17 protein-coding genes are annotated in these 20,649 nt (G+C 36.5%); 10 read left to right on the top strand and 7 right to left on the bottom strand.

Going from position 1 to position 20,649, the window contains the following annotated elements:
* Window positions 1-397 precede the first annotated feature (397 nt).
* From ACP3VS_RS13440 to dnaA, 7 genes are all read right to left on the bottom strand, one after another.
* Window positions 398-1,480: an HD-GYP domain-containing protein gene (locus ACP3VS_RS13440; protein WP_012291834.1), complete on the bottom strand. Its 1,083-nt coding sequence runs from the start codon at window positions 1,478-1,480 to the stop codon at window positions 398-400.
* Between the two features lie 141 nt (window positions 1,481-1,621).
* On the bottom strand, window positions 1,622-4,087 hold the full coding sequence (gene gyrA, locus ACP3VS_RS13435) for a DNA gyrase subunit A (protein ID WP_012291833.1): 2,466 nt from the start codon (window positions 4,085-4,087) through the stop codon (window positions 1,622-1,624).
* 25 nt (window positions 4,088-4,112) lie between these two features.
* Window positions 4,113-6,047 carry a DNA topoisomerase (ATP-hydrolyzing) subunit B gene (gene gyrB, locus ACP3VS_RS13430; RefSeq protein ID WP_012291832.1) on the bottom strand — a complete coding sequence of 645 codons (1,935 nt, stop codon included), beginning with the start codon at window positions 6,045-6,047 and terminating at the stop codon, window positions 4,113-4,115.
* Window positions 6,048-6,139: 92 nt separating this feature from the next.
* A complete protein-coding gene (recF, locus tag ACP3VS_RS13425) occupies window positions 6,140-7,255 on the bottom strand; it encodes a DNA replication/repair protein RecF (protein WP_012291831.1) in 1,116 nt (371 codons plus the stop codon).
* Window positions 7,256-7,258: 3 nt separating this feature from the next.
* Complete coding sequence (yaaA, locus tag ACP3VS_RS13420) at window positions 7,259-7,483, bottom strand: S4 domain-containing protein YaaA (protein ID WP_197148798.1); 225 nt, start codon at window positions 7,481-7,483, stop codon at window positions 7,259-7,261.
* Window positions 7,484-7,594: 111 nt separating this feature from the next.
* Window positions 7,595-8,731 (bottom strand): DNA polymerase III subunit beta, encoded by a 1,137-nt coding sequence (gene dnaN / locus ACP3VS_RS13415; RefSeq protein ID WP_012291829.1) that lies wholly within the window; start codon window positions 8,729-8,731, stop codon window positions 7,595-7,597.
* A gap of 170 nt (window positions 8,732-8,901) precedes the next feature.
* Window positions 8,902-10,251 (bottom strand): chromosomal replication initiator protein DnaA, encoded by a 1,350-nt coding sequence (dnaA, locus tag ACP3VS_RS13410; protein WP_025115702.1) that lies wholly within the window; start codon window positions 10,249-10,251, stop codon window positions 8,902-8,904.
* 608 nt (window positions 10,252-10,859) lie between these two features.
* Between dnaA and rpmH the strand changes: the two genes are divergently transcribed.
* From rpmH to ACP3VS_RS13360, 10 genes are all read left to right on the top strand, one after another.
* Complete coding sequence (gene rpmH, locus ACP3VS_RS13405; RefSeq protein WP_004233310.1) at window positions 10,860-10,994, top strand: 50S ribosomal protein L34; 135 nt, start codon at window positions 10,860-10,862, stop codon at window positions 10,992-10,994.
* Between the two features lie 99 nt (window positions 10,995-11,093).
* The gene (gene rnpA / locus ACP3VS_RS13400) at window positions 11,094-11,438 is read left to right on the top strand and encodes a ribonuclease P protein component (RefSeq protein ID WP_197148794.1); all 345 of its coding nucleotides are present in this window, start codon (window positions 11,094-11,096) and stop codon (window positions 11,436-11,438) included.
* A 351-nt stretch (window positions 11,439-11,789) separates the two neighbouring features.
* A complete protein-coding gene (yidC, locus tag ACP3VS_RS13395) occupies window positions 11,790-12,560 on the top strand; it encodes a membrane protein insertase YidC (RefSeq protein ID WP_012296225.1) in 771 nt (256 codons plus the stop codon).
* Window positions 12,557-13,360 (top strand): RNA-binding cell elongation regulator Jag/EloR, encoded by an 804-nt coding sequence (jag, locus tag ACP3VS_RS13390; RefSeq protein ID WP_012296224.1) that lies wholly within the window; start codon window positions 12,557-12,559, stop codon window positions 13,358-13,360. The genes yidC and jag overlap by 4 nt, the downstream gene beginning before the upstream one ends.
* A gap of 243 nt (window positions 13,361-13,603) precedes the next feature.
* Window positions 13,604-14,989, top strand: coding sequence for a tRNA uridine-5-carboxymethylaminomethyl(34) synthesis GTPase MnmE (gene mnmE / locus ACP3VS_RS13385; RefSeq protein WP_012296223.1), 1,386 nt, complete (start codon window positions 13,604-13,606; stop codon window positions 14,987-14,989).
* A 27-nt stretch (window positions 14,990-15,016) separates the two neighbouring features.
* The gene (mnmG, locus tag ACP3VS_RS13380) at window positions 15,017-16,909 is read left to right on the top strand and encodes a tRNA uridine-5-carboxymethylaminomethyl(34) synthesis enzyme MnmG (RefSeq protein ID WP_426388922.1); all 1,893 of its coding nucleotides are present in this window, start codon (window positions 15,017-15,019) and stop codon (window positions 16,907-16,909) included.
* Window positions 16,910-17,024: 115 nt separating this feature from the next.
* Window positions 17,025-17,741 (top strand): 16S rRNA (guanine(527)-N(7))-methyltransferase RsmG, encoded by a 717-nt coding sequence (rsmG, locus tag ACP3VS_RS13375; RefSeq protein WP_012296221.1) that lies wholly within the window; start codon window positions 17,025-17,027, stop codon window positions 17,739-17,741.
* Between the two features lie 180 nt (window positions 17,742-17,921).
* The gene (gene noc / locus ACP3VS_RS13370) at window positions 17,922-18,818 is read left to right on the top strand and encodes a nucleoid occlusion protein (RefSeq protein ID WP_012296220.1); all 897 of its coding nucleotides are present in this window, start codon (window positions 17,922-17,924) and stop codon (window positions 18,816-18,818) included.
* Between the two features lie 215 nt (window positions 18,819-19,033).
* Window positions 19,034-19,795, top strand: coding sequence for a ParA family protein (locus ACP3VS_RS13365; protein ID WP_008177971.1), 762 nt, complete (start codon window positions 19,034-19,036; stop codon window positions 19,793-19,795).
* A complete protein-coding gene (locus ACP3VS_RS13360; RefSeq protein WP_012296219.1) occupies window positions 19,788-20,636 on the top strand; it encodes a ParB/RepB/Spo0J family partition protein in 849 nt (282 codons plus the stop codon). The genes ACP3VS_RS13365 and ACP3VS_RS13360 overlap by 8 nt, the downstream gene beginning before the upstream one ends.
* Window positions 20,637-20,649: the final 13 nt, after the last annotated feature.

Here is a 20,649-nt window from a genome sequence, read left to right as displayed (position 1 = left end):
CCATAAAAGAAATTTGATTAGCTCAAATTGTTTTGCTGGCATCATTTTGATGTCCAAAATTTTGTTTCGTTCACTAGCTAGGCTAGCTACTTAAAACTTTATTGATTACGTTTTGCTTGTTCAGTTTTCAAGGTTCATGTTGTTTATTTCAGCGTCACCTCTTGGCGACTTATTTATAATATCAAGATTCGACAACTATGTCAACATATTATCTAAAAATATTTCAATAGATTATATTTTAGTCACTCAAATACTTAATTGTACGTGAAAATATTATATTGCCTGTAGAAAAGAGTAATGTAAATGAAGGTGTTTTACTTTACGTAATAGCCTACCTCTTCTCTTTATTATCCTTAATATGAATGAGAAAAGGCAGCCATAGTTATGGCGTGCCTTTCTATAAATTAGTAATAATTCGAGAAATATAAAAACTGCGATTTTTTCCTAAATCAAAAATTTCACCTGTATGAACTAATTTAATGAGTGGACGTGTTGGCGCAAACTTATTTACAAACATGACTTCTCCACGCTCCAAGTTAGAAAGTTCAACAATTGTACCAATAGGAAGATCCGCTACAATATCGATTAATGCACGTACCACTTTAATATCAAACTTACCAAACTCAGATTCATTAATCATTTCTATTACTTTAAATGAAGATTGCTTGGACCTGTATACTCGTTCACATGTCATAGCATGGAATACATCTGCCACAGCAATGATTTGTGCAAAGATAGAAATATTAGCAATCTTTTCACCTTTCGGGTATCCACTACCATTTAAACGTTCATGGTGTTGGAATATTGCCTCTTTCATAGTTTCTTTTAAAATGGTTAAATCCTTCACCATGTTATAGCTATAAATTGGATGTTTATAAATTTCATCAAACTCTTGCTCAGTAAGAGGTGTCTTTTTATCTCGAATTCGGGGGTGTACTTTAGCCATTCCACAATCAGCCAATAGACCACCTATCGCAATTTGAATTGTAGTCCCCCTATCATAACCCAACTTTTGAGCAACTACAGAGGAAATCAGGGCAGTAGCTACACAATGGTGATATAAATAGTCTTTAGGATTAGAAAACTCATTTAAATCAAAAATAATTGTTCGATCCTCCAATACCATCTCCACCAAAGGCAATATAATGGTTCTCGCTTTGGCGATATCTACCTTAGAACCTGCTTCCCAATTTTTGAATTCCTTTTTAAATTGTTCAATAGAATGATTATAAGATTTTCTAAAAGTCGGAATGTCCTCTACTACTACTTCTACATCTATTTCTCTCTTTTCTGAATGAATATCGTTTTGATTTTTATAAACAGGGACGTTAAAAATATTAAATGCCTGAAAAACTTGTAAATGTACATGGGAAATCGTTGTATCTTTAAAGATGATAGGATACTGTGTATTAGCAAAAATATCTTCAGAAATTACTCTACCAACGCCTAACTCTGAAATTGGAACATGTATTGTTTCCATGAAATGAACACCTCTCCACTTTAACTTGCTTCAAATAAGGGTACCTTTATTTTATCATGTAATTCAAAATAATTACTTATTTTTCATTATTTATAATAAAAAACCGATGAACGACATGAACGCTGTCGTCATCGGTTTAAGTTATTCCTCTATTTCCTCTTCATCTTCAGGCAACTCTTCTTCTTTTTCAACCTTAGCTACAGTTGCAACTAATTCATCATCACCTAAGCGAATTAAACGAACACCTTGTGTGCTGCGTCCAATTAATGAAATATCATTAACATCCATACGAATAAGCATGCCGTTAATAGTAATAAGCATAATATCCTCTGAACCATCAACTGTTTTCACAGCCACCATCGGACCATTTTTATCAGTAATTTGCATTGTTTTTAATCCAACGCCACCACGGCTTTGTAAACGATAATCATCTTCAGAAGTACGTTTACCATAACCTTTTTCAGTAACTACTAAAATTTCTTGTCCTGGTTCAACAATCTCCATACCTACTACTTCGTCACCATCACGAAGTTTAATACCTCGTACACCACCAGCTGTACGTCCCATAGAACGAATATCATCTTCCTGGAAACGAACAAGCATACCATCACGTGTACCGATGATAATTTGCTTATCCCCATCTGTTAAACGAACAGAAATAAGATCATCATCTTCTCGTAAACTGATAGCTATTAAACCATTCGTACGAATGTTGGCAAATTGTGATACAGGTGTACGTTTCGTAATACCTGTTTTAGTTGTAAAGATAAAGTACGCATCTTCATCAAATGATCCAACACGAATCATCGCTGTTACTTTCTCACCTTTATCGATATTGAGCAAGTTAACAATCGGTAGCCCTTTAGCTGTACGACCATACTCTGGAATTTCGTAACCTTTCGCTCTAAATACTTTACCTTTGGAAGTAAAGAATAGAATTGTATCATGTGTAGAGGTATTCATAAGATGCTCTACAAAGTCATCTTCGTTTGTACCCATTCCCTGAACACCACGACCACCGCGTTTCTGACTACGATATGTATTCGCAGCTAAACGTTTAATATAGCCGTTATGCGTTAAAGTAACGACTGAATTTTCAACAGGAATTAGATCCTCATCCTCAATCATTTCAATACCGCCAGAAGTAATTTCAGTACGGCGTGTATCACTATAGCGGTCTTTCAGCTCTAAAATTTCAGTACGAATGATATCAACAATTTTAGCTTCGTCCGCTAAAATTGCCTTTAATTCAGCGATTAGAACCTGAAGCTCTTGATATTCCGCTTCAATTTTTTCACGCTCTAAGCCACTTAAACGAACTAAACGCATATCTAAAATGGCTTGAGCTTGTCGTTCTGATAAATTAAAACGCTCCATTAATTGAGGCTTCGCTTCTTCACCACTACGTGAACCACGAATAATCGCAATTATTTCATCAATATGGTCTAATGCAATTCGTAAGCCTTCTAAAATATGTGCACGGTCCTCTGCTTTTCGAAGATCGAATTCAGTACGACGACGAATAATAACTTTTTGGTGCTCTAAATAATGGTATAGCATTTCTTTTAAGCCTAATACCTTTGGCTGACCATTTACTAATGACAGCATATTGATACCAAAGCTTGATTGCATAGCTGTTTGTTTGTAAAGATTGTTTAAAACTACATTAGCATTTGCATCTTTTCGTACCTCAATCACTACTCGCATACCACGACGGTCTGACTCATCACGTAAATTCGTAATACCATCGATTTTTTTATCACGGACAAGCTCTGCAATTTTTTCAATCAGCTTAGCCTTATTTACTTGGTATGGTAACTCGTGAACAAGGATAGTTTCCTTACCATTAGCTTTTTGCTCAATTTCCACCTTCGCACGAATAATGATGGAACCACGGCCAGATTCATAAGCTCTACGAATACCACTACGGCCCAAAATTAATCCGCCAGTAGGGAAATCCGGGCCAGGGATGATTTCCATCAATTCCTCTGTGGTAATAGCTGGGTTTTCAGAAAGTGCTATAACCGCATCAATGGTTTCACCTAGATGGTGAGGAGGAATATTTGTGGCCATACCAACAGCAATCCCTGCAGCACCGTTTACCAATAAGTTTGGATAACGACTTGGTAAAACAATCGGTTCTTTTTCAGAGCCATCATAGTTATCTGTATAGTCAATTGTATCTTTATTGATATCACGTAGCATTTCCATGGCAATTTTAGACATACGTGATTCTGTATAACGCATAGCTGCAGCTCCATCACCATCAACAGAACCAAAGTTCCCATGACCGTCAACAAGCATATAACGATAGCTGAAATCTTGCGCCATACGTACCATAGCGTCATAAATGGAAGAGTCACCATGTGGATGGTACTTACCCATTACATCCCCTACAATACGTGCTGATTTTTTGTAAGGTTTATCTGCTGTATTTCCTAACTCCTGCATCCCATATAAAATACGACGATGTACTGGTTTTAATCCATCACGTACATCAGGTAATGCACGTGAAACAATTACACTCATTGCATAATCAAGAAAGGATGTTTCAATTTCTTCTGTAATATTAATTCCTTTAACACCGGAGCGTTCTTGTTCTGACAAAGTGTAGACCTCCTCTCAAGAAAAATTAGATATCTAAATTAGCGTAAACGGCATTTTCCTCGATAAATTGACGACGAGGTTCAACTTCATCGCCCATTAAACGCTCAAATGCTTGGTTAGCTTTAATTGCATCATCTAATTCTACTTGTAATAATGTACGGTGCTCTGGATCCATTGTAGTATCCCAAAGTTGTTCAGCATTCATTTCACCAAGACCTTTATAACGCTGTACATTCGGTTTTGGCATTTTTGGTAGACGTTCTAAAATTTCTTTTAATGTTTCATCATCATAGCAATATTCAACATGCTTACCTTGTTTCACTTGATAAAGTGGTGGCTGTGCAATGTAAATATAGCCTGCCTCTATAAGTGGACGAAGGAAACGGAAGAAGAATGTTAAAAGCAATGTACGAATATGTGCACCATCAACATCGGCATCTGTCATAATAATGATTTTATGATAACGGGCCTTTTCTAAATTGAACTCTTCTCCAATACCAGTACCGAATGCTGTAATCATGGCACGGATTTCTGCGTTCGATAAAATCTTATCTAAGCGTGCCTTTTCAACATTGAGAATTTTCCCACGTAAAGGCAATATTGCTTGGAAGTGACGATCACGTCCTGATTTAGCTGATCCTCCCGCAGAATCACCCTCAACAATATAGATTTCACAATCAGCTGGATTTGTTGAAGAACAGTCCGCCAATTTACCAGGCAAGCTTGACACTTCCAATGCATTTTTACGACGGGTAAACTCACGGGCCTTTTTGGCTGCGACACGAGCACGAGCTGCCATTAAACCTTTTTCAACAACTTTGCGTGCAACAGTTGGATTTTCCAACATAAATCGTTCAAAACCATCCGAGAATAAAGAGTTAGTAATTTGACTAACTTCTGAGTTCCCTAGCTTTGTTTTTGTTTGCCCCTCAAATTGAGGATCCGGATGTTTAACAGAGACAATAGCTGTTAAGCCTTCGCGTACATCCTCACCTGTCAAATTGGCATCCGCTTCTTTCAACAATCCACCTTTTCGTGCGTAATCATTAATGACGCGTGTAAGAGCTGTTTTAAAACCAGACTCATGTGTACCACCTTCATACGTATTAATATTATTAGCAAATGAAAAAATATTAGAAGAGAAACCTGCATTGTATTGCATAGCAATCTCAACAGAGATACCATCTTTTTCTCCAAGAACATCAATCGGATCATGAATAGGCTCTTTAGATTGATTTAGGTGCTCAACATATGAACGGATACCACCTTCATAGTGATATGTAGTTGAACGCTCCTCGCCTTCTCGTTCATCAGCAATGGTAATCTTGATTCCACGATTTAAATATGCCAATTCTCGAATACGGTGAGCTAAAATATCATATTCATAAACAGTAGTTTCTTTAAAAATTTCTGGGTCCGCTTTAAAACGTGTTGTTGTTCCATTACGGTCTGTATCGCCAATAATCTTTAGTTCTTGTATCGTTTTTCCACGTTGGAATTTGATTTCATGAATATGACCTTCACGGTGAACTTGCACAATTGTTTCAACAGAAAGAGCATTTACAACGGATGCCCCTACTCCATGTAGACCACCTGAAACTTTATAGCCTCCACCACCAAATTTACCACCAGCATGTAAAACCGTCATGATAACTTCAACAGCAGGCTTACCCATCTTTTCTTGAATGCTGACTGGAATACCACGACCGTTATCTTCTACACGAATCCAATTTTCTTTTTCTATTGTTACCTGTATATCAGTACAAAATCCTGCCAGAGCTTCATCGATACTATTATCAACGATTTCCCATACTAAGTGGTGTAACCCTTTTGAGCTTGTTGAACCGATATACATCCCTGGTCTTTTACGTACTGCCTCTAAACCTTCTAATACCTGTATCTGATCGGCCTCATAAGCTTGGTTTTGTAAACCTTCGTTCTCTATAGCCACGGCTTTCATCTACTCCTTCATAACATCATTGTGTGTAAATGAATGAACAGTCAACCGAGCTGACTATTACCATTCTTTTGTAATCTAAAAAACTACCCTGGCTAACTTTTTTCAATCGCACCTTGTTTCACGTGGAACAGTTGAGCCTGCTCCATCGTTTCATGATGAATACCTTCAACACTTGTCGTTGTGACAAAGGTTTGCACTTCACCTTGAATGGTATTTAATAAATGCGATTGACGATAATCATCGAGTTCCGACAAGACATCATCTAAAAGTAGTATGGGTGTTTCATTTGTTTCTTGTTTAATTAATTCAATTTCAGCAAGTTTTAAAGATAATGCAGTTGTACGCTGCTGTCCTTGCGAGCCATATGTTTGCACATCATAGCCATTTACTAAAAACTGCAAATCATCACGATGTGGACCAACTAACGTTACACCTCTGTCAAATTCACGTTCTCTTGCTTCCATCAATTTTTGATGTAAAGTATTTTCAATTTCGCTAGAAGAATGTTCTTTTTCTATTCCAGCTACCGTACGATATTTTATAATGAGCGTTTCCTTCCCTTGTGATATACCTGCATGTATAGGTTCAGCCCACTCCTGCAATAAATCCATAAATTGAAATCTTTTACGAATAATTTGGGTAGCTGCATGAATATATTGTTCATTATAAACCTCATACATCACATCATTTGACATGGACTTGCCCTGGTTCATCTTTAAGAAATGGTTACGTTGTTTTAAAACTTTTTGAAAGGTTAATAAATCGTGTAAATAGACAGGCGAAATTTGCCCAATCTCCATATCAATAAAACGTCGGCGTATTTGCGGACTACCTTTTACAACGTTTAAATCTTCTGGTGCAAACATAACGACGTTCATTTGGCCAATATAATGACTAAGGCGACTTTGCTCTATATGATTTATCTTGCCCTTTTTACCTTTCTTTGTAATCGTAAGCTCTATCGGTAAAATACCATGTCTTTTTTGAACTGCCCCTTCTATTTTACCATAGTCTGAATCCCAACGTATCAATTCTTTATCGTTCGTTGTTCGATGGGATTTAGCCATTGCTAGTACGTAGATAGACTCCATAACATTTGTTTTTCCTTGAGCATTTTCACCAATGAAAACATTAATTTTAGGAGAGAAGTTTAAAGCTAAGGCATCATAATTACGGTAATTTGTAAGTTTTATTTGTTCAATATGCATAGTTTACTGCCCAGTTGGTCCTACGATTTGAAAACGACCACATCCTGGTATATTTACAATGTCTCCGTTTCGTAATTTACGACCTCGACGATCATCTACTTCTCCATTGACATACACAGCATTTTCCTGTAAAAACCACTTAGCCATTCCACCTGAACTAATGGCATCAGATATTTTTAATAGCTGCCCTAACGTGATGAACTCCTCATCGATTTTAATGTCCTGCATAGTGTGTTTCCCTCCAAATACAGACTGTCTATCTCTCTATCATACCTAAAATTTCGCCATAAGTAAAAAAGATAGCCGCAAATTGCGACTATCCTAGCAGATCTTAAATTTTTAGTAAGTACGTACAGGTAAAATTAATTGTAAAATTGCATCGTCATGAACCGAGCGTAAAATAAATGGTCTCATTGCGCCTGTAAATTGAATGACTACGTCTTGGCCATCGATAGCTTTCAATGCTTCCATCATATATTTGGCACTAAAGGAAATTTTCAAGCCTTCTCCTTCTAATGACTCAACAGGAATTTCTTCTTGTACTTTACCGATTTCAGGTGAATTAGAAGAAACCTCAACTGCTTGATGACCCAATATTTCAAAACGGACAACATTATTACGATCCCCTCTTGCTACAAGCGAAGCACGGTCTATAGCTTGTAATAAAGATTTACCATTAATTGTAACATTAGTTTGGTATTCTTCTGGAATTAAACGGGAAGTGTCTGGGTAATTTCCTTCTAGTAAACGTGAGAAGAATAATACATCCCCTGTTTTAAACAATACTTGCTGACTTGTAATAACAATTTGAACAAGGTTTGTAGAATCCTCTAATACTTTATTTAATTCATTTAAACTTTTTCCTGGGATTACAACACTATGTTCAACCTCTGGTAAATTTTCCAGTTGAACCTTACGTCTTGCTAAACGATGACTATCTGTTGCAACACAGATTAATGTTTCATTTTTAATCTGCCAGTTTACACCTGTCAACACGGGTCTACTTTCAGAAGTGGCAACGGCGAATACAGTTTCACGAATAATTGTTTTTAAAAGATCAGCAGGAATAGTAAATTTTTGATCCTCTGTTAATTCCGGTAATAATGGATATTCAGCTGCATCAGAGCCAATTAAATGGAACTCCGATTTACCTGAGCGAATATGCGTTTGGAAACCAGGAGTTACTTGGATTTCAACATCATTTGTTGGTAATTTACGTATAATTTCATTAAACATACGGGCTTGTACAACAATTGATCCTGTTTCTGCAATGTGAATAATCTGTTGTCCATCTTCCTCAACGGGGATAAATGTTTGAATTGTAATATCCGCATCACTACCTGTTAAGCGAATACCTTCTTCAGTTACATCAATTTTGATGCCTGTTAAAATTGGAATAGTTGTTTTTGAACTTACCGCTTTCATGACATCATTTAAACCCTCTAATAAACGGTCACGTAAAATATCAAATTTCATTCGTTTTCCCTCACATATTTATATTATTTATTTATATAAAATAAAAAAGATATAGTAATAGGCTCTGTGGATTTGTGGATAAGTGCCTTTTTATGAATAAAATCAGTCTATCCACATGTAGATAGACTGTGTATAAGTTTGTGTTTAAATAGTAGGATTGTCCACAGTAATTACTTCCCTAGCATGCTACGAATTTGTTTAACATCTTGTTGAAGCTGGACGTCATTTTTCAACAAAGAAGATATTTTTTCGTGAGCATGAATCACAGTTGTATGATCACGTCCACCAAATTCTTCGCCAATTTTCGGCAGTGAAAAATCTGTTAATTCACGTGATAAATACATGGCAATTTGGCGAGGAAAAGCAATTAACTTTGTACGCTTTTTCGCCGTAAAATCTTCTAAACGTATACTAAAATGCTCACCAACAGCATTTTGAATGTCTAATATTGTCACAGTTCGTGGCTTTGAATTAGGAATGATATCTTTAAGTGCCTCAGCAGCAAGTGTGGCATTAATATCTTTGTTTACGAGCGATGAATAGGCAACGACGCGAATAAGCGCACCTTCAAGCTCCCTAATATTGGAGTCAATCTGGTTCGCAATATAGAGCATTACTTCATTGGGTACCTCTAAACCATCTGCTTTTGCTTTTTTACGCAAAATAGCAATTCGTGTTTCCAAATCAGGAGGTGCAATATCCGTTATTAATCCCCATTCAAAACGTGAACGTAGCCGATCCTCTAATGTAGGAATTTCCTTAGGAGGTCTGTCACTCGATATAACAATTTGCTTGGATTCCTCGTGTAAAGTATTAAACGTGTGGAAAAATTCTTCTTGAGTTGATTCTTTTCCAGCAAGGAATTGAATATCATCAATTAGCAGTACATCCACATTGCGGTATTTATTGCGAAAATCAAGTGCTTTGTTATCACGAATAGAGTTAATAAATTCATTTGTAAATTTCTCAGATGATAAATAGACCACCTTTGCATTAGGATTATGCTCTAAAACATAATGACCGATGGCATGCATTAAGTGTGTCTTACCAAGCCCAACTCCCCCATAGATGAAGAAAGGGTTATAAGCCTTTGCAGGTGCTTCAGCGACTGCTAGAGAGGCAGCATGTGCAAAGCGGTTACCAGAGCCAATAACAAACGTATCAAAAGTATACTTCGGGTTTAACATCCCCGGTGAAATATCATGGTGATCGTTATTCTTTGCTTGGATAATCGGCGCCGGCAAATCAAAATCGTCCGAATCCTGGTTTTTTTGAACAACAAATTTAATAAGCAAGTCTTCGCCTGTAAGCTCCGTTAATATACCTGTAATCAAATGAATATAATGATTCTCAAGCCAATCTCGAGCAAACGAATTTGGCGCAGCTATTGTCACAGTTGAACCACTGCCATTGTAGGACAGTAATTTGGTAGATTTTAGCCACGTTTCGAAGCTTGGTTTAGAAATTTTTTGTTCAACTTGAGCCAGGACATTATTCCATAATTCTTCTAAATGTTCCAAGCTACTAATCTCCTTTACAGTGTTCAATACATAAAAAAAATTGCATTTATAGAAATGGTAAATACGTTCATTTTACAACTCGTCCACATAATCACAAGTTGTGGATAAAAGTTAACCAAAGGCTGTGATGAAAATTATCCACAGCATATTAACAGTTGTGGATAATTAAAATGTTCATTTCAGTTTTCAACAAAGTGAAGCACAGTAATCGTATCAGAAAAACAAAGCTATTTCAATAGTTTATGAAACTTATCCACATGGCTTGTAGTTATGCACTTTAGAGTTGTCCACAAGCACTGCTTATGTGAAAAAGCTGTAGATAATTGTTGTGGATAAAAAAATATGCAAAAAATACTATACACAACTTTGTGTAAAAAAAACAAGTCCTCTGTGGATAAATATTTTTATAATAATGTTATAATAGAGTGTCTTTTACGGAGGATTTAAATGCGCTCTGAGGATAGATGAAGTAGTTGCATTTAGATACATAGAATAGTTACCTAAAAGAAATTTGTTAAATACATTGACAAAATAACTAGTTACTTTATATAATATTCGAGTCTGTATGTTGAAAAATTCAACTCATATATCAGGAGGTGTCTATATAAATGAAACGTACTTACCAACCAAAGAAACGTAAACACAGTAAAGTTCACGGTTTCCGCGCACGTATGAGCACGAAAAACGGTCGCAAAGTTCTTGCTGCTCGTCGTCGTAAAGGAAGAAAAGTTTTATCAGCATAAAATAAGTCCACTGAGCCACATCAGTGGTCTTTTTTTTCTTTATTTTTGGTAAACCTAGAAGTGAGGATCAAAGATATTATCTATTAGCAGGTGAAAGAAATGAAAAAACGCCAAAGAGTGAAGAAGAATGATGATTTTCAAAAGGTGTTTAAAAAAGGTAAATCTTTCGCTAATCGTCAGTTTGTTGTTTACTTTTTAGAAAAAGAGGGACAAACAGAATTTCGTGTAGGTTTATCGGTTAGTAAGAAACTTGGGAATGCGGTAAAACGCAACCAAATAAAACGCTATATTCGCCATAGTATTCTTGATTTAAAGGATGATTTAAAGCCGAATATGGACTATGTTATTATCGCCAGACAACCGGCGGCCACTATGGATTTTCATGAAGTGAAACAAAGTTTGCAACATGTACTAAAAATCGCAAAGATATTGAGGAAAGTGTAATGTATGCAACCGAGTGGTAAAATGCGCCTGTATGATTAGCTTTAAGAATAAGAGTGAAATGGCATACCATAACATAGGTATACACATAGGGGTATTACTAGCGTTAGATTTCACTTATAAAATATGTTAAATTCGCCACAAAACTCAGGAATAAGTATATATTGTGAGAATATTTAGTAGAGTGAAACGTTATTGGCATGATAAAATAGCTGATAACTTTATCTTTGTTCAAGCTTAGATAAAGCTGCTGTCAGAAGTCACAGATTTTAAGGCAGGAAACTGTCAGTCAGTGAATAAAGAAGATGCATATAGAATTTGAAAAAGTGAATAGTAATTGTAGGGGGAAGAAGGTTGAAAAAACAACATTGGGTAATTTTGTCACTAGTATCAGTAGCTCTACTACTATCTGGTTGTACAGAATTCAATGAACCAATTTCCAAAGAAAGCACTGGCTTCTGGAATGAATTCATTGTTTGGCCGTTGGTATCAGCGATAAAATACTTTGCTGACCTACTTGGCACGTATGCATGGGGGATCATTGCTGTAACGATCATTATTCGTTTAGCAATTTTACCATTAATGATTAAACAAACAAAGAGTTCTAAAAAAATGCAAGAAATTCAGCCAAAATTGAAGGAACTGCAAAAGAAGTATGCTTCTAAGGATGCTCAGACACAACAACAATATCAGCAAGAAATGATGAAGCTGATGAGTGAATCAGGCGTAAACCCACTTGCAGGGTGTTTACCAGTAATCATTCAAATGCCAATTTTAATTGGTTTTTATCATGCAATAAGCCGTATGAATGCTACATCTACATTTGATTTAGGGAATTTCTTTATCTTCCCGCTAGCAGATCCTGCACCTGCATTAGCAATTACAGCAGGTTTAATGCAATTTATCGTATTACGTACAGGACCAGCAATGGATAATCCTCAAATGAAAATCATGATGTATATTATGCCATTCATGATCATTGCCTTTGGTATGGCCTTACCAGCTGCATTATCATTATATTGGGTAATCGGGAATATTATTTCGATTTTCCAAAACCTGTATATTTATAAACCTTGGAATAAAGATAAAACACAACCTGCTCAAAATGGAGGGGCTAAAAAGTGAAACAACTTACGCAAATAGGCGCAACAACACAAGAAGCGATCTCATTAGCGTTACAGAAACTTGGCAAAACCCGTGAACAAGTAGATGTTGAAGTTTTACAAGAAGGTAAAAAAGGATTTTTAGGTTTTGGTGCACGCTCTGCAGAAGTTCGTGTAACTGTAAAGGAAGTTCAGATTCCGGTCATTGAAAGTGAAAAAGCCGAATCGCAAATAACGACTCAATTAGACAAACAATTAGCAGTAGATGATGTTGAAACAATAAGTTCACAAGTTTCTGATCAACCAAATGAAATCGAAGCTGTTCAAAAAGTCGTAAACGAACAAAATGAGGAAGAAGATTCAGCAAATCCAATTGAGGATGCAAAAACTTACTTAGTAACTATTGCTGAACAATTGGATATTCATGATCTTGATATAAGTACAACACGTGAAGGGAAATACGTTTATTTTCAGCTGAAAAGTGAGAAAGCTGCTCTACTTATCGGAAAACGTGGTCAAACATTAAATTCCTTACAGCAATTAACACAGTTAGTGCTAAATAAAAGCGCTAAGCAGTTCTTAATGGTGAAATTAGATGTGGAAAACTATCGCGAACGTCGACAAGAAGCATTAGAGTTACTGGCTGATCGAATGGCGGACAAAGCATTACGTTCAAATCAACGTGTGGCATTTGAACCTATGCCGTCATACGAAAGAAAAATAATTCATAATCAATTAGCCAATCGTCTTGATCTTGAGACGTATTCAGAAGGTTCAGAACCAAATCGTTATTTAGTCATTGAGCCCGTCAAAAATAAATAGATTTAAAACATGCAGACACTATAGTTTTAAAGGTCATTTTATCCTTTGTGATAAAATGACCTTTTTTTATGAGACAAAGAATTGTATTTTTTGTTGAAATTCAGTTTTATAAAAAAGGTTGTTATCCACATTTGGAAATGATCCTTACTTTAGATTTTGCTGAAAATATGTTAGTCTAAGGTGTTAGTAAGTATTGGTCGGTTTCGATTATCCACATGTGGATAACGTTGAGGAGGTCATTAAATGGAGTTTGATACAATTGCTGCGATATCCACACCGATGGGTGAAGGTGCCATAGCCATCGTTCGTTTAAGTGGGGACGAAGCAGTGGCGATTGCAGATAAAATATTTAAATCACCAGGTGGAAAAAGTTTAACGACAAAGGATTCGCACACTATTCATTATGGACATTTAGTGGATCCTAAAACAAACGAGGTAGTAGAGGAAGTAATGCTATCATTGATGCGTGGTCCAAAAACTTTCACACGTGAGGATGTAGTTGAAATAAATTGTCACGGTGGTTTGGTTTCAGTTAATCGTGTTTTACAACTAGCATTAACGAATGGGGCAAGATTAGCAGAACCAGGTGAATTTACTAAACGTGCGTTTTTAAATGGGCGTATTGATTTATCACAGGCTGAAGCAGTAATGGATTTGATAAGAGCTAAAACAGATCGAGCAATGAATGTTGCCTTGGGTCAGATGGATGGAAAATTATCAAGACTTATTGGTGACTTGCGCCAAGCTTTACTAGAGACATTAGCGCAAGTAGAGGTTAATATAGATTATCCAGAGTATGATGATGTAGAAGAGATGACTGTACCTGTTTTAGTAGAAAAATGTACATGGGTACGAGATGAAATTATTAAACTTCTCCAAACATCTTCTCAAGGGAAAATATTACGAGAGGGTTTATCGACTGTTATTTTAGGCCGTCCAAATGTAGGGAAATCTTCTCTTTTAAATAGCTTAGTACAGGAAAATAAGGCCATAGTGACAGATATTGCTGGTACTACTCGTGATATTATAGAAGAGTACGTCAATGTACGCGGTGTTCCGCTTCGTTTAGTGGATACAGCGGGTATTCGTGAGACAGAAGACATTGTTGAACGAATTGGCGTAGAACGTTCGAGAGAAGCGCTACGTGGAGCAGATTTAATATTATTTGTATTAAACTATGCAGATGAGTTAACTGCTGAGGACGAGCGTTTATTCGAAACGATTGAGGCGATGGACTACATCGTTATTATCAATAAAACAGATCTACCGCAAAAAATTAATTTAGCGCGTGTCAAAGAGCTAGCAGGTAAACATCGCATTGTAACCACCTCTCTCTTACAGGAGGAGGGTGTTACAGAGCTTGAAGAAGCGATAGCTGCATTGTTCTTTGAAGGGCAAATTGAAGCGGGCGATTTAACATATGTTTCAAATGCAAGACATATTGCACTATTGCATCAAGCACAGGCGACAGTTGAGGATGCAATAGCAGCTGCTCAAGCTGGAGTTCCAGTTGATATGGTACAAATTGATGTCACAAGAACTTGGGAATTACTTGGTGAGATTATAGGTGACACAGTGCAAGAAAGCCTAATCAACCAGCTATTTTCTCAGTTTTGCTTAGGAAAATAACTTTAAGAAAGAAAGGAAGATACGAGCATGCCAACAAAATATGAGGCAGGCACGTTTGATGCGATCGTCATTGGCGCAGGTCATGCAGGTTCAGAAGCTGCACATGCTGCGGCTAAAATGGGTGCTAAAACATTAATGTTAACGATCAACTTAGATATGATTGCATTTATGCCATGTAATCCATCCATTGGTGGTCCTGCCAAAGGAATCGTCGTACGTGAAATAGACGCTTTAGGTGGCGTCATGGGGAAAGTTATAGATAAAACGCATATCCAAATGCGAATGTTAAATACAGGAAAAGGCCCAGCTGTACGTGCATTACGTGCGCAAGCTGACAAAGTTTTGTATCAACAAGAAATGAAACGCATATTAGAGGAAACCGAAAACTTAACAATCCATCAAGGAATGGTAGAAGAACTTATCATTGAGGATGGAGAAGTAACAGGGGTTATTACACAAATTGGTGCTATTTATCGTGCCAAAACAGTAGTGGTCACAACAGGTACCTTCCTACGCGGTGAAATTATTATTGGGGATATAAAATATTCAAGTGGTCCTAATAACCAACAACCGTCCATTCGCTTAGCTGATAATTTAAAAGAGCTTGGTTTTGACCTTGTTCGATTTAAAACAGGTACACCACCACGTGTTAATAATCGTACAATTGATTATGATAAAACTGAAATTCAGCCAGGAGATGAAGTTCCACGTGCATTTAGTTTTGAAACAACGGAATTCATTATGGACCAATTACCTTGCTGGTTAACGTATACAAGCCCTGAAACACATGAAATAATTGAGGCGAATTTACATCTATCACCGATGTATTCTGGGATGATTAAAGGGACGGGTCCACGCTACTGCCCTTCGATTGAAGATAAAGTAGTACGCTTCAACGATAAGCCGAGACATCAAATCTTCTTAGAGCCAGAAGGACGTAATACACGTGAGGTTTATGTTCAAGGTTTATCAACAAGCCTACCAGAGCATGTTCAAACACGTTTATTAAAATCAATCCCAGGCTTAGAGAATGCAGAAATGATGCGTGCTGGCTATGCCATTGAATATGATTCAATTGTACCCACACAATTGTGGCCAACACTAGAAACAAAGCGCATTAAAGGCTTATATACAGCTGGCCAAATTAATGGTACATCGGGTTATGAAGAAGCAGCGGCCCAAGGATTAATGGCAGGAATGAATGCTGCAGCTAATGTACTTGGCAAAGAGGAATTAATCCTTAGTCGCTCGGATGCCTATATTGGGGTACTAATTGATGATCTTGTGACAAAAGGAACAAATGAGCCGTATCGTTTACTAACTTCTCGTGCAGAGTATCGCTTACTGCTACGTCATGATAACGCTGATTTACGATTATTAGAGCTAGCTTATAAAATCGGAATGGTACCACAAGAAAGATATGACAAGTTCAATGCGAAAAAGGCATTAATCGAAAATGAAATTGCACGTCTTCGTGAAATAATTATTAAACCGAATGAAGCTACACAAGCGGTTATTCGTTCTGCTGGTGGTAGTGAATTAAAAGACGGCATTCGAGGTGCTGATTTACTAAAACGCCCCGAGATGCATTATGAGATGATTTCTTCATTAATTCCGGCAGATATTGAATTTACAGAAGAAGTAAAAGAGCAAATTGAAATTCAGCTTAAATATGAAGGCTATATCGAAAAAGCATTGCTACAAGTAGAGAAGCTGCATAAAATGGAAAACAAAAAAATCCCTGAAAACATTGATTATGATGCTATTTCTGGATTAGCGACAGAAGCACGTCAAAAATTAAAACAAGTTACACCGCTTTCCATTGCACAAGCCTCTCGTATTTCTGGTGTTAACCCAGCAGATATTTCTATTCTTCTTGTTTATATTGAACAAGGTAAAATTGCAAAAATAAGCGGCTAATAAGAACAGTAAAGTGAATAAGGGGCGGGCATACCATTGTGCCCGCTTCCTATTTTTAAAGCAATACTATTGTTAAGATGAACTAGTAGGGCTAGATTAATAAAGGAGACTTTACATGAACGAACAACAATTTATTGAGGCACTGAAAAAAAAGGGCATCGAGCTTTCCGAAAAGCAAATTACTCAATTTAAAAAATACTTTGAATTACTTGTCGAGTGGAATGAAAAGATGAACCTGACTGCTATTACAGATTTAGAAGGTGTTTATTTAAAACATTTCTTTGACTCTATTAGTGCCTCATTTTATTTTGATTTTTCAAAAGTAATCACTGTTTGTGATGTAGGAGCAGGGGCTGGTTTTCCTAGTATTCCAATAAAAATCTGTTTCCCACATTTACATGTCACAATTGTCGACTCCTTAAATAAAAGAATTACATTTTTAAATCATTTAAGTGATGAGTTACAATTAGAAAATATGAATTTTGTGCATGCTCGTGCAGAAGAGTTTGGTCAAAATATAAAATATCGTGAGCAATACGATGTGGTGACAGCACGTGCAGTAGCTCGTTTATCTGTTTTATCGGAGCTATGTGTACCATTAGCAAAACAAGGTGGCTATTTTGTTGCCTTAAAAGCAGCGGCAGGTGCAGAAGAATTAAAAGATGCTAAAAAAGCATTAACAACACTAGGTGTTAAACTGAAAGAAGAATATTCTTTCAAGCTACCTGTTGAAGAAAGTGACCGCATTTTATATATATTTGATAAAATAAAAGGAACACCGAAAAAATACCCGCGTAAGCCAGGTGTACCGAATAAAACACCAATTCAATAATTAGTGTTTCATGTGAAACTTTCTCAAAGTAGAATATATTTTTTCTATTTTGAGCATACATACTAGTTATGGATGGTTCACGCAAAAGTCATCTATGAACTATATACATTTGAGGAAATATAATAAATAATAATAGAATGAGACAGAGCAAGATAGTTACTTAAAGGTGGTGCCACTTGGATGAAAAGTCCTTTTTCACGTTTTTTTGGAGGCGGAAGTAAAACAGAGCCTATTGTGAAAAATGAAGTAGAACAAGCAGAGGCGGTTCATACAGCAGAAGAAGTCATAAAATTGCCTATTGATCAAATTGTACCTAACCGTTTTCAGCCACGTACTATTTTTGATGATGAAAAAATTGAAGAATTATCAAGAACCATTCATACACATGGTGTGATTCAGCCAATTGTTGTACGTAAAACATCAGAAAATCAATATGAAATCATTGCCGGTGAGCGTCGTTATCGAGCTATGAAAAAGCTACAATGGACAGAGGTTCCTGCTATTGTACGTAATTTAACCGATAAGGAGACAGCTTCTATTGCGTTAATAGAGAACTTACAGCGTGAAGAATTAACGGCAATTGAAGAAGCGGTAGCCTATCAAAAATTGTTGGAGCTGCATGAGCTCACACAGGAAGCTCTTGCCCAAAGACTTGGAAAAGGACAATCCACTGTAGCCAATAAATTACGTTTATTAAGGCTTCCAGACGAAGTGCAACAAGCCATTTTACAGCGAAAGATCTCTGAACGACATGCGCGTGCATTAATTGCTATTAAAGATCAACCGTTACAATTAGAGGTCTTACAGCAAACCGTCGATAATGATTGGAATGTTCGCCAATTAGAGGAACAGATTCAAGCTATCTTGCATCCTGTAACAGATGAGCAAGAGTCGGTACCAAAGAAGGCAAAGCCGAAGCGCAAGGCCATTAGTAAAGATGTCCGTATAGCCTTAAATACTATTAAGCAATCATTAACAATGGTCACAAAAAGTGGTATTACGGTAAAAACGGAAGAAGAAGATACAGAAGAATATTATCAAATTACTGTGAAGATACCTAAAAAGAAAAAGGTGTAACAAATTATCTAAGAATAATAATTTATTACATTTTCCTTCACTGTAAAAAGGAGATATCTCAGAAAGTTGAATGAGATGTCTCCTTTTTTGTATATATTCTTAATATTTTATACAACTTCTAACTGTTTTTTTGATAGAATGAAAGTTAGATAGCGGGTTAAATACATTGGTTTTACAAAGAGTAAGCGTTGATAAATGAAAGCAGGTGCTTTTAAATGGGGAGAATTATAGCAATCGCCAATCAAAAGGGTGGCGTAGGAAAAACAACAACTTCAGTCAATTTGAGCGCTTGTCTAGCCTATTTGGGGAAGAAAGTGCTACTTATTGATACTGATCCGCAGGGAAATACAACAAGTGGTCTCGGTATTAATAAAGGAGACATACAAAGTTGTATTTATGATGTACTCATTGATGATGAAGATGTTGAAAATGTCATTCAAAAAACAAATGTAGATAATTTATCAATTGTTCCAGCCACAATTTCGCTTGCAGGCGCTGAAATTGAATTGGTGTCGACTATTTCAAGAGAAGTGCGTTTGAAGCATGCATTACAAAATGTAAAAGAAGATTTCGATTATATAATTATTGATTGTCCACCATCCTTAGGACTTTTAACAATCAATGCTTTGACTGCTTCAGATGCATTAATTATTCCTGTACAATGCGAATATTATGCATTGGAGGGTCTAAGCCAATTGTTATCTACTGTTCGTCTTGTTCAAAAGCATTTAAACCAACAGTTGTATATTGATGGTGTTTTATTAACAATGCTAGATGCACGAACAAACCTTGGGTTGCAAGTTATAGATGAAGTAAAAAAATATTTCCAAGATAAAGTATATAAGACAATAATTCCTCGTAATGTGCGTTTAAGTGAAGCACCTAGTCATGGGCAACCAATCATCACTTATGACGCAAGGTCTAGAGGTGCAGAAGTTTATTTGGAGATGGCGAGGGAAGTGATTAAAAATGGCTAAAGGTTTAGGAAAGGGCATTGGTGCACTATTTCCAGGAGAGTCTTTAGAACAAAGTGGGCAAGTGGAAGAAATTCAATTAGATTTAATTGTTGCGAACCCATTTCAGCCTCGTAAAATTTTTGATGAAGAAGCTTTACAAGAATTAGCAGATTCGATAAATGAGCATGGCATATTGCAACCAATTGCTGTCCGTAAAAAGGGTCGTAAATTTGAAATAGTAGCAGGAGAACGTCGTTATCGGGCCTGTTTATTAGCAGGTTTAGATGTTATTCCAGTAATCATTAAAGAGCTATCAGATGCACAAATGATGGAGCTAGCTATTCTAGAGAACCTTCAGCGCGAGGATTTAACAGTCATTGAAGAAGCAGAGGCCTATCAAAGCTTAATGGAAAACTTGAAACTAACACAGGAAGAGCTATCAAAGCGTTTAGGAAAAAGTAGACCACATATAGCTAACCATGTTCGCCTCCTTGCTTTGCCAGAAGATGTCCGGAAATTTATGAATGATGGCACCCTATCAATGGGACAAGGCCGGGCATTACTCGGCTTAAAAAATAAAAGACGAATCTCTGAAGTAGCAATGAAGGTAATGAATCAAGGTTTAAATGTTCGTCAAGTTGAAATGTTAGTACAAACCCTGAATGAGGAAGTTTCACGTGAAACAATTCCTCCTAAGAAAAAAGATATATTTGTGGCGGCGAAAGAATCTCAATTAAGAGATTATTTTGGAACAAATGTTCAAATTAGAAAGAACAACAATAAAGGGAAAATTGAAATAGAATTTTACTCTGAAGATGATTTGGAGCGCATTTTAGAAATCCTAAATTTACAAGAAGAATAAATGATATTTCTAT

The sequence above is a fragment of the Lysinibacillus sp. VIII_CA genome (assembly GCF_049943995.1).
GTDB lineage: Bacteria > Bacillota > Bacilli > Bacillales_A > Planococcaceae > Lysinibacillus > Lysinibacillus pinottii.
The sequence above is the reverse complement of the archived record's forward strand: the minus strand, read 5'-3'. Positions and strand labels throughout refer to the sequence as shown.

What these genes read in the sequence shown, in the direction of transcription:
- ACP3VS_RS13440 (WP_012291834.1), bottom strand. Translation starts at nt 1,480, where the DNA reads ATGGAAACAATACATGTTCCAATTTCAGAGTTAGGCGTTGGTAGAGTA.
- gyrB (WP_012291832.1), bottom strand. Translation starts at nt 6,047, where the DNA reads ATGAAAGCCGTGGCTATAGAGAACGAAGGTTTACAAAACCAAGCTTAT.
- recF (WP_012291831.1), bottom strand. Translation starts at nt 7,255, where the DNA reads ATGCATATTGAACAAATAAAACTTACAAATTACCGTAATTATGATGCC.
- yaaA (WP_197148798.1), bottom strand. Translation starts at nt 7,483, where the DNA reads ATGCAGGACATTAAAATCGATGAGGAGTTCATCACGTTAGGGCAGCTA.
- dnaN (WP_012291829.1), bottom strand. Translation starts at nt 8,731, where the DNA reads ATGAAATTTGATATTTTACGTGACCGTTTATTAGAGGGTTTAAATGAT.
- rpmH (WP_004233310.1), top strand. Translation starts at nt 10,860, where the DNA reads ATGAAACGTACTTACCAACCAAAGAAACGTAAACACAGTAAAGTTCAC.
- rnpA (WP_197148794.1), top strand. Translation starts at nt 11,094, where the DNA reads ATGAAAAAACGCCAAAGAGTGAAGAAGAATGATGATTTTCAAAAGGTG.
- mnmE (WP_012296223.1), top strand. Translation starts at nt 13,604, where the DNA reads ATGGAGTTTGATACAATTGCTGCGATATCCACACCGATGGGTGAAGGT.
- mnmG (WP_426388922.1), top strand. Translation starts at nt 15,017, where the DNA reads ATGCCAACAAAATATGAGGCAGGCACGTTTGATGCGATCGTCATTGGC.
- rsmG (WP_012296221.1), top strand. Translation starts at nt 17,025, where the DNA reads ATGAACGAACAACAATTTATTGAGGCACTGAAAAAAAAGGGCATCGAG.
- noc (WP_012296220.1), top strand. Translation starts at nt 17,922, where the DNA reads ATGAAAAGTCCTTTTTCACGTTTTTTTGGAGGCGGAAGTAAAACAGAG.
- ACP3VS_RS13365 (WP_008177971.1), top strand. Translation starts at nt 19,034, where the DNA reads ATGGGGAGAATTATAGCAATCGCCAATCAAAAGGGTGGCGTAGGAAAA.
- ACP3VS_RS13360 (WP_012296219.1), top strand. Translation starts at nt 19,788, where the DNA reads ATGGCTAAAGGTTTAGGAAAGGGCATTGGTGCACTATTTCCAGGAGAG.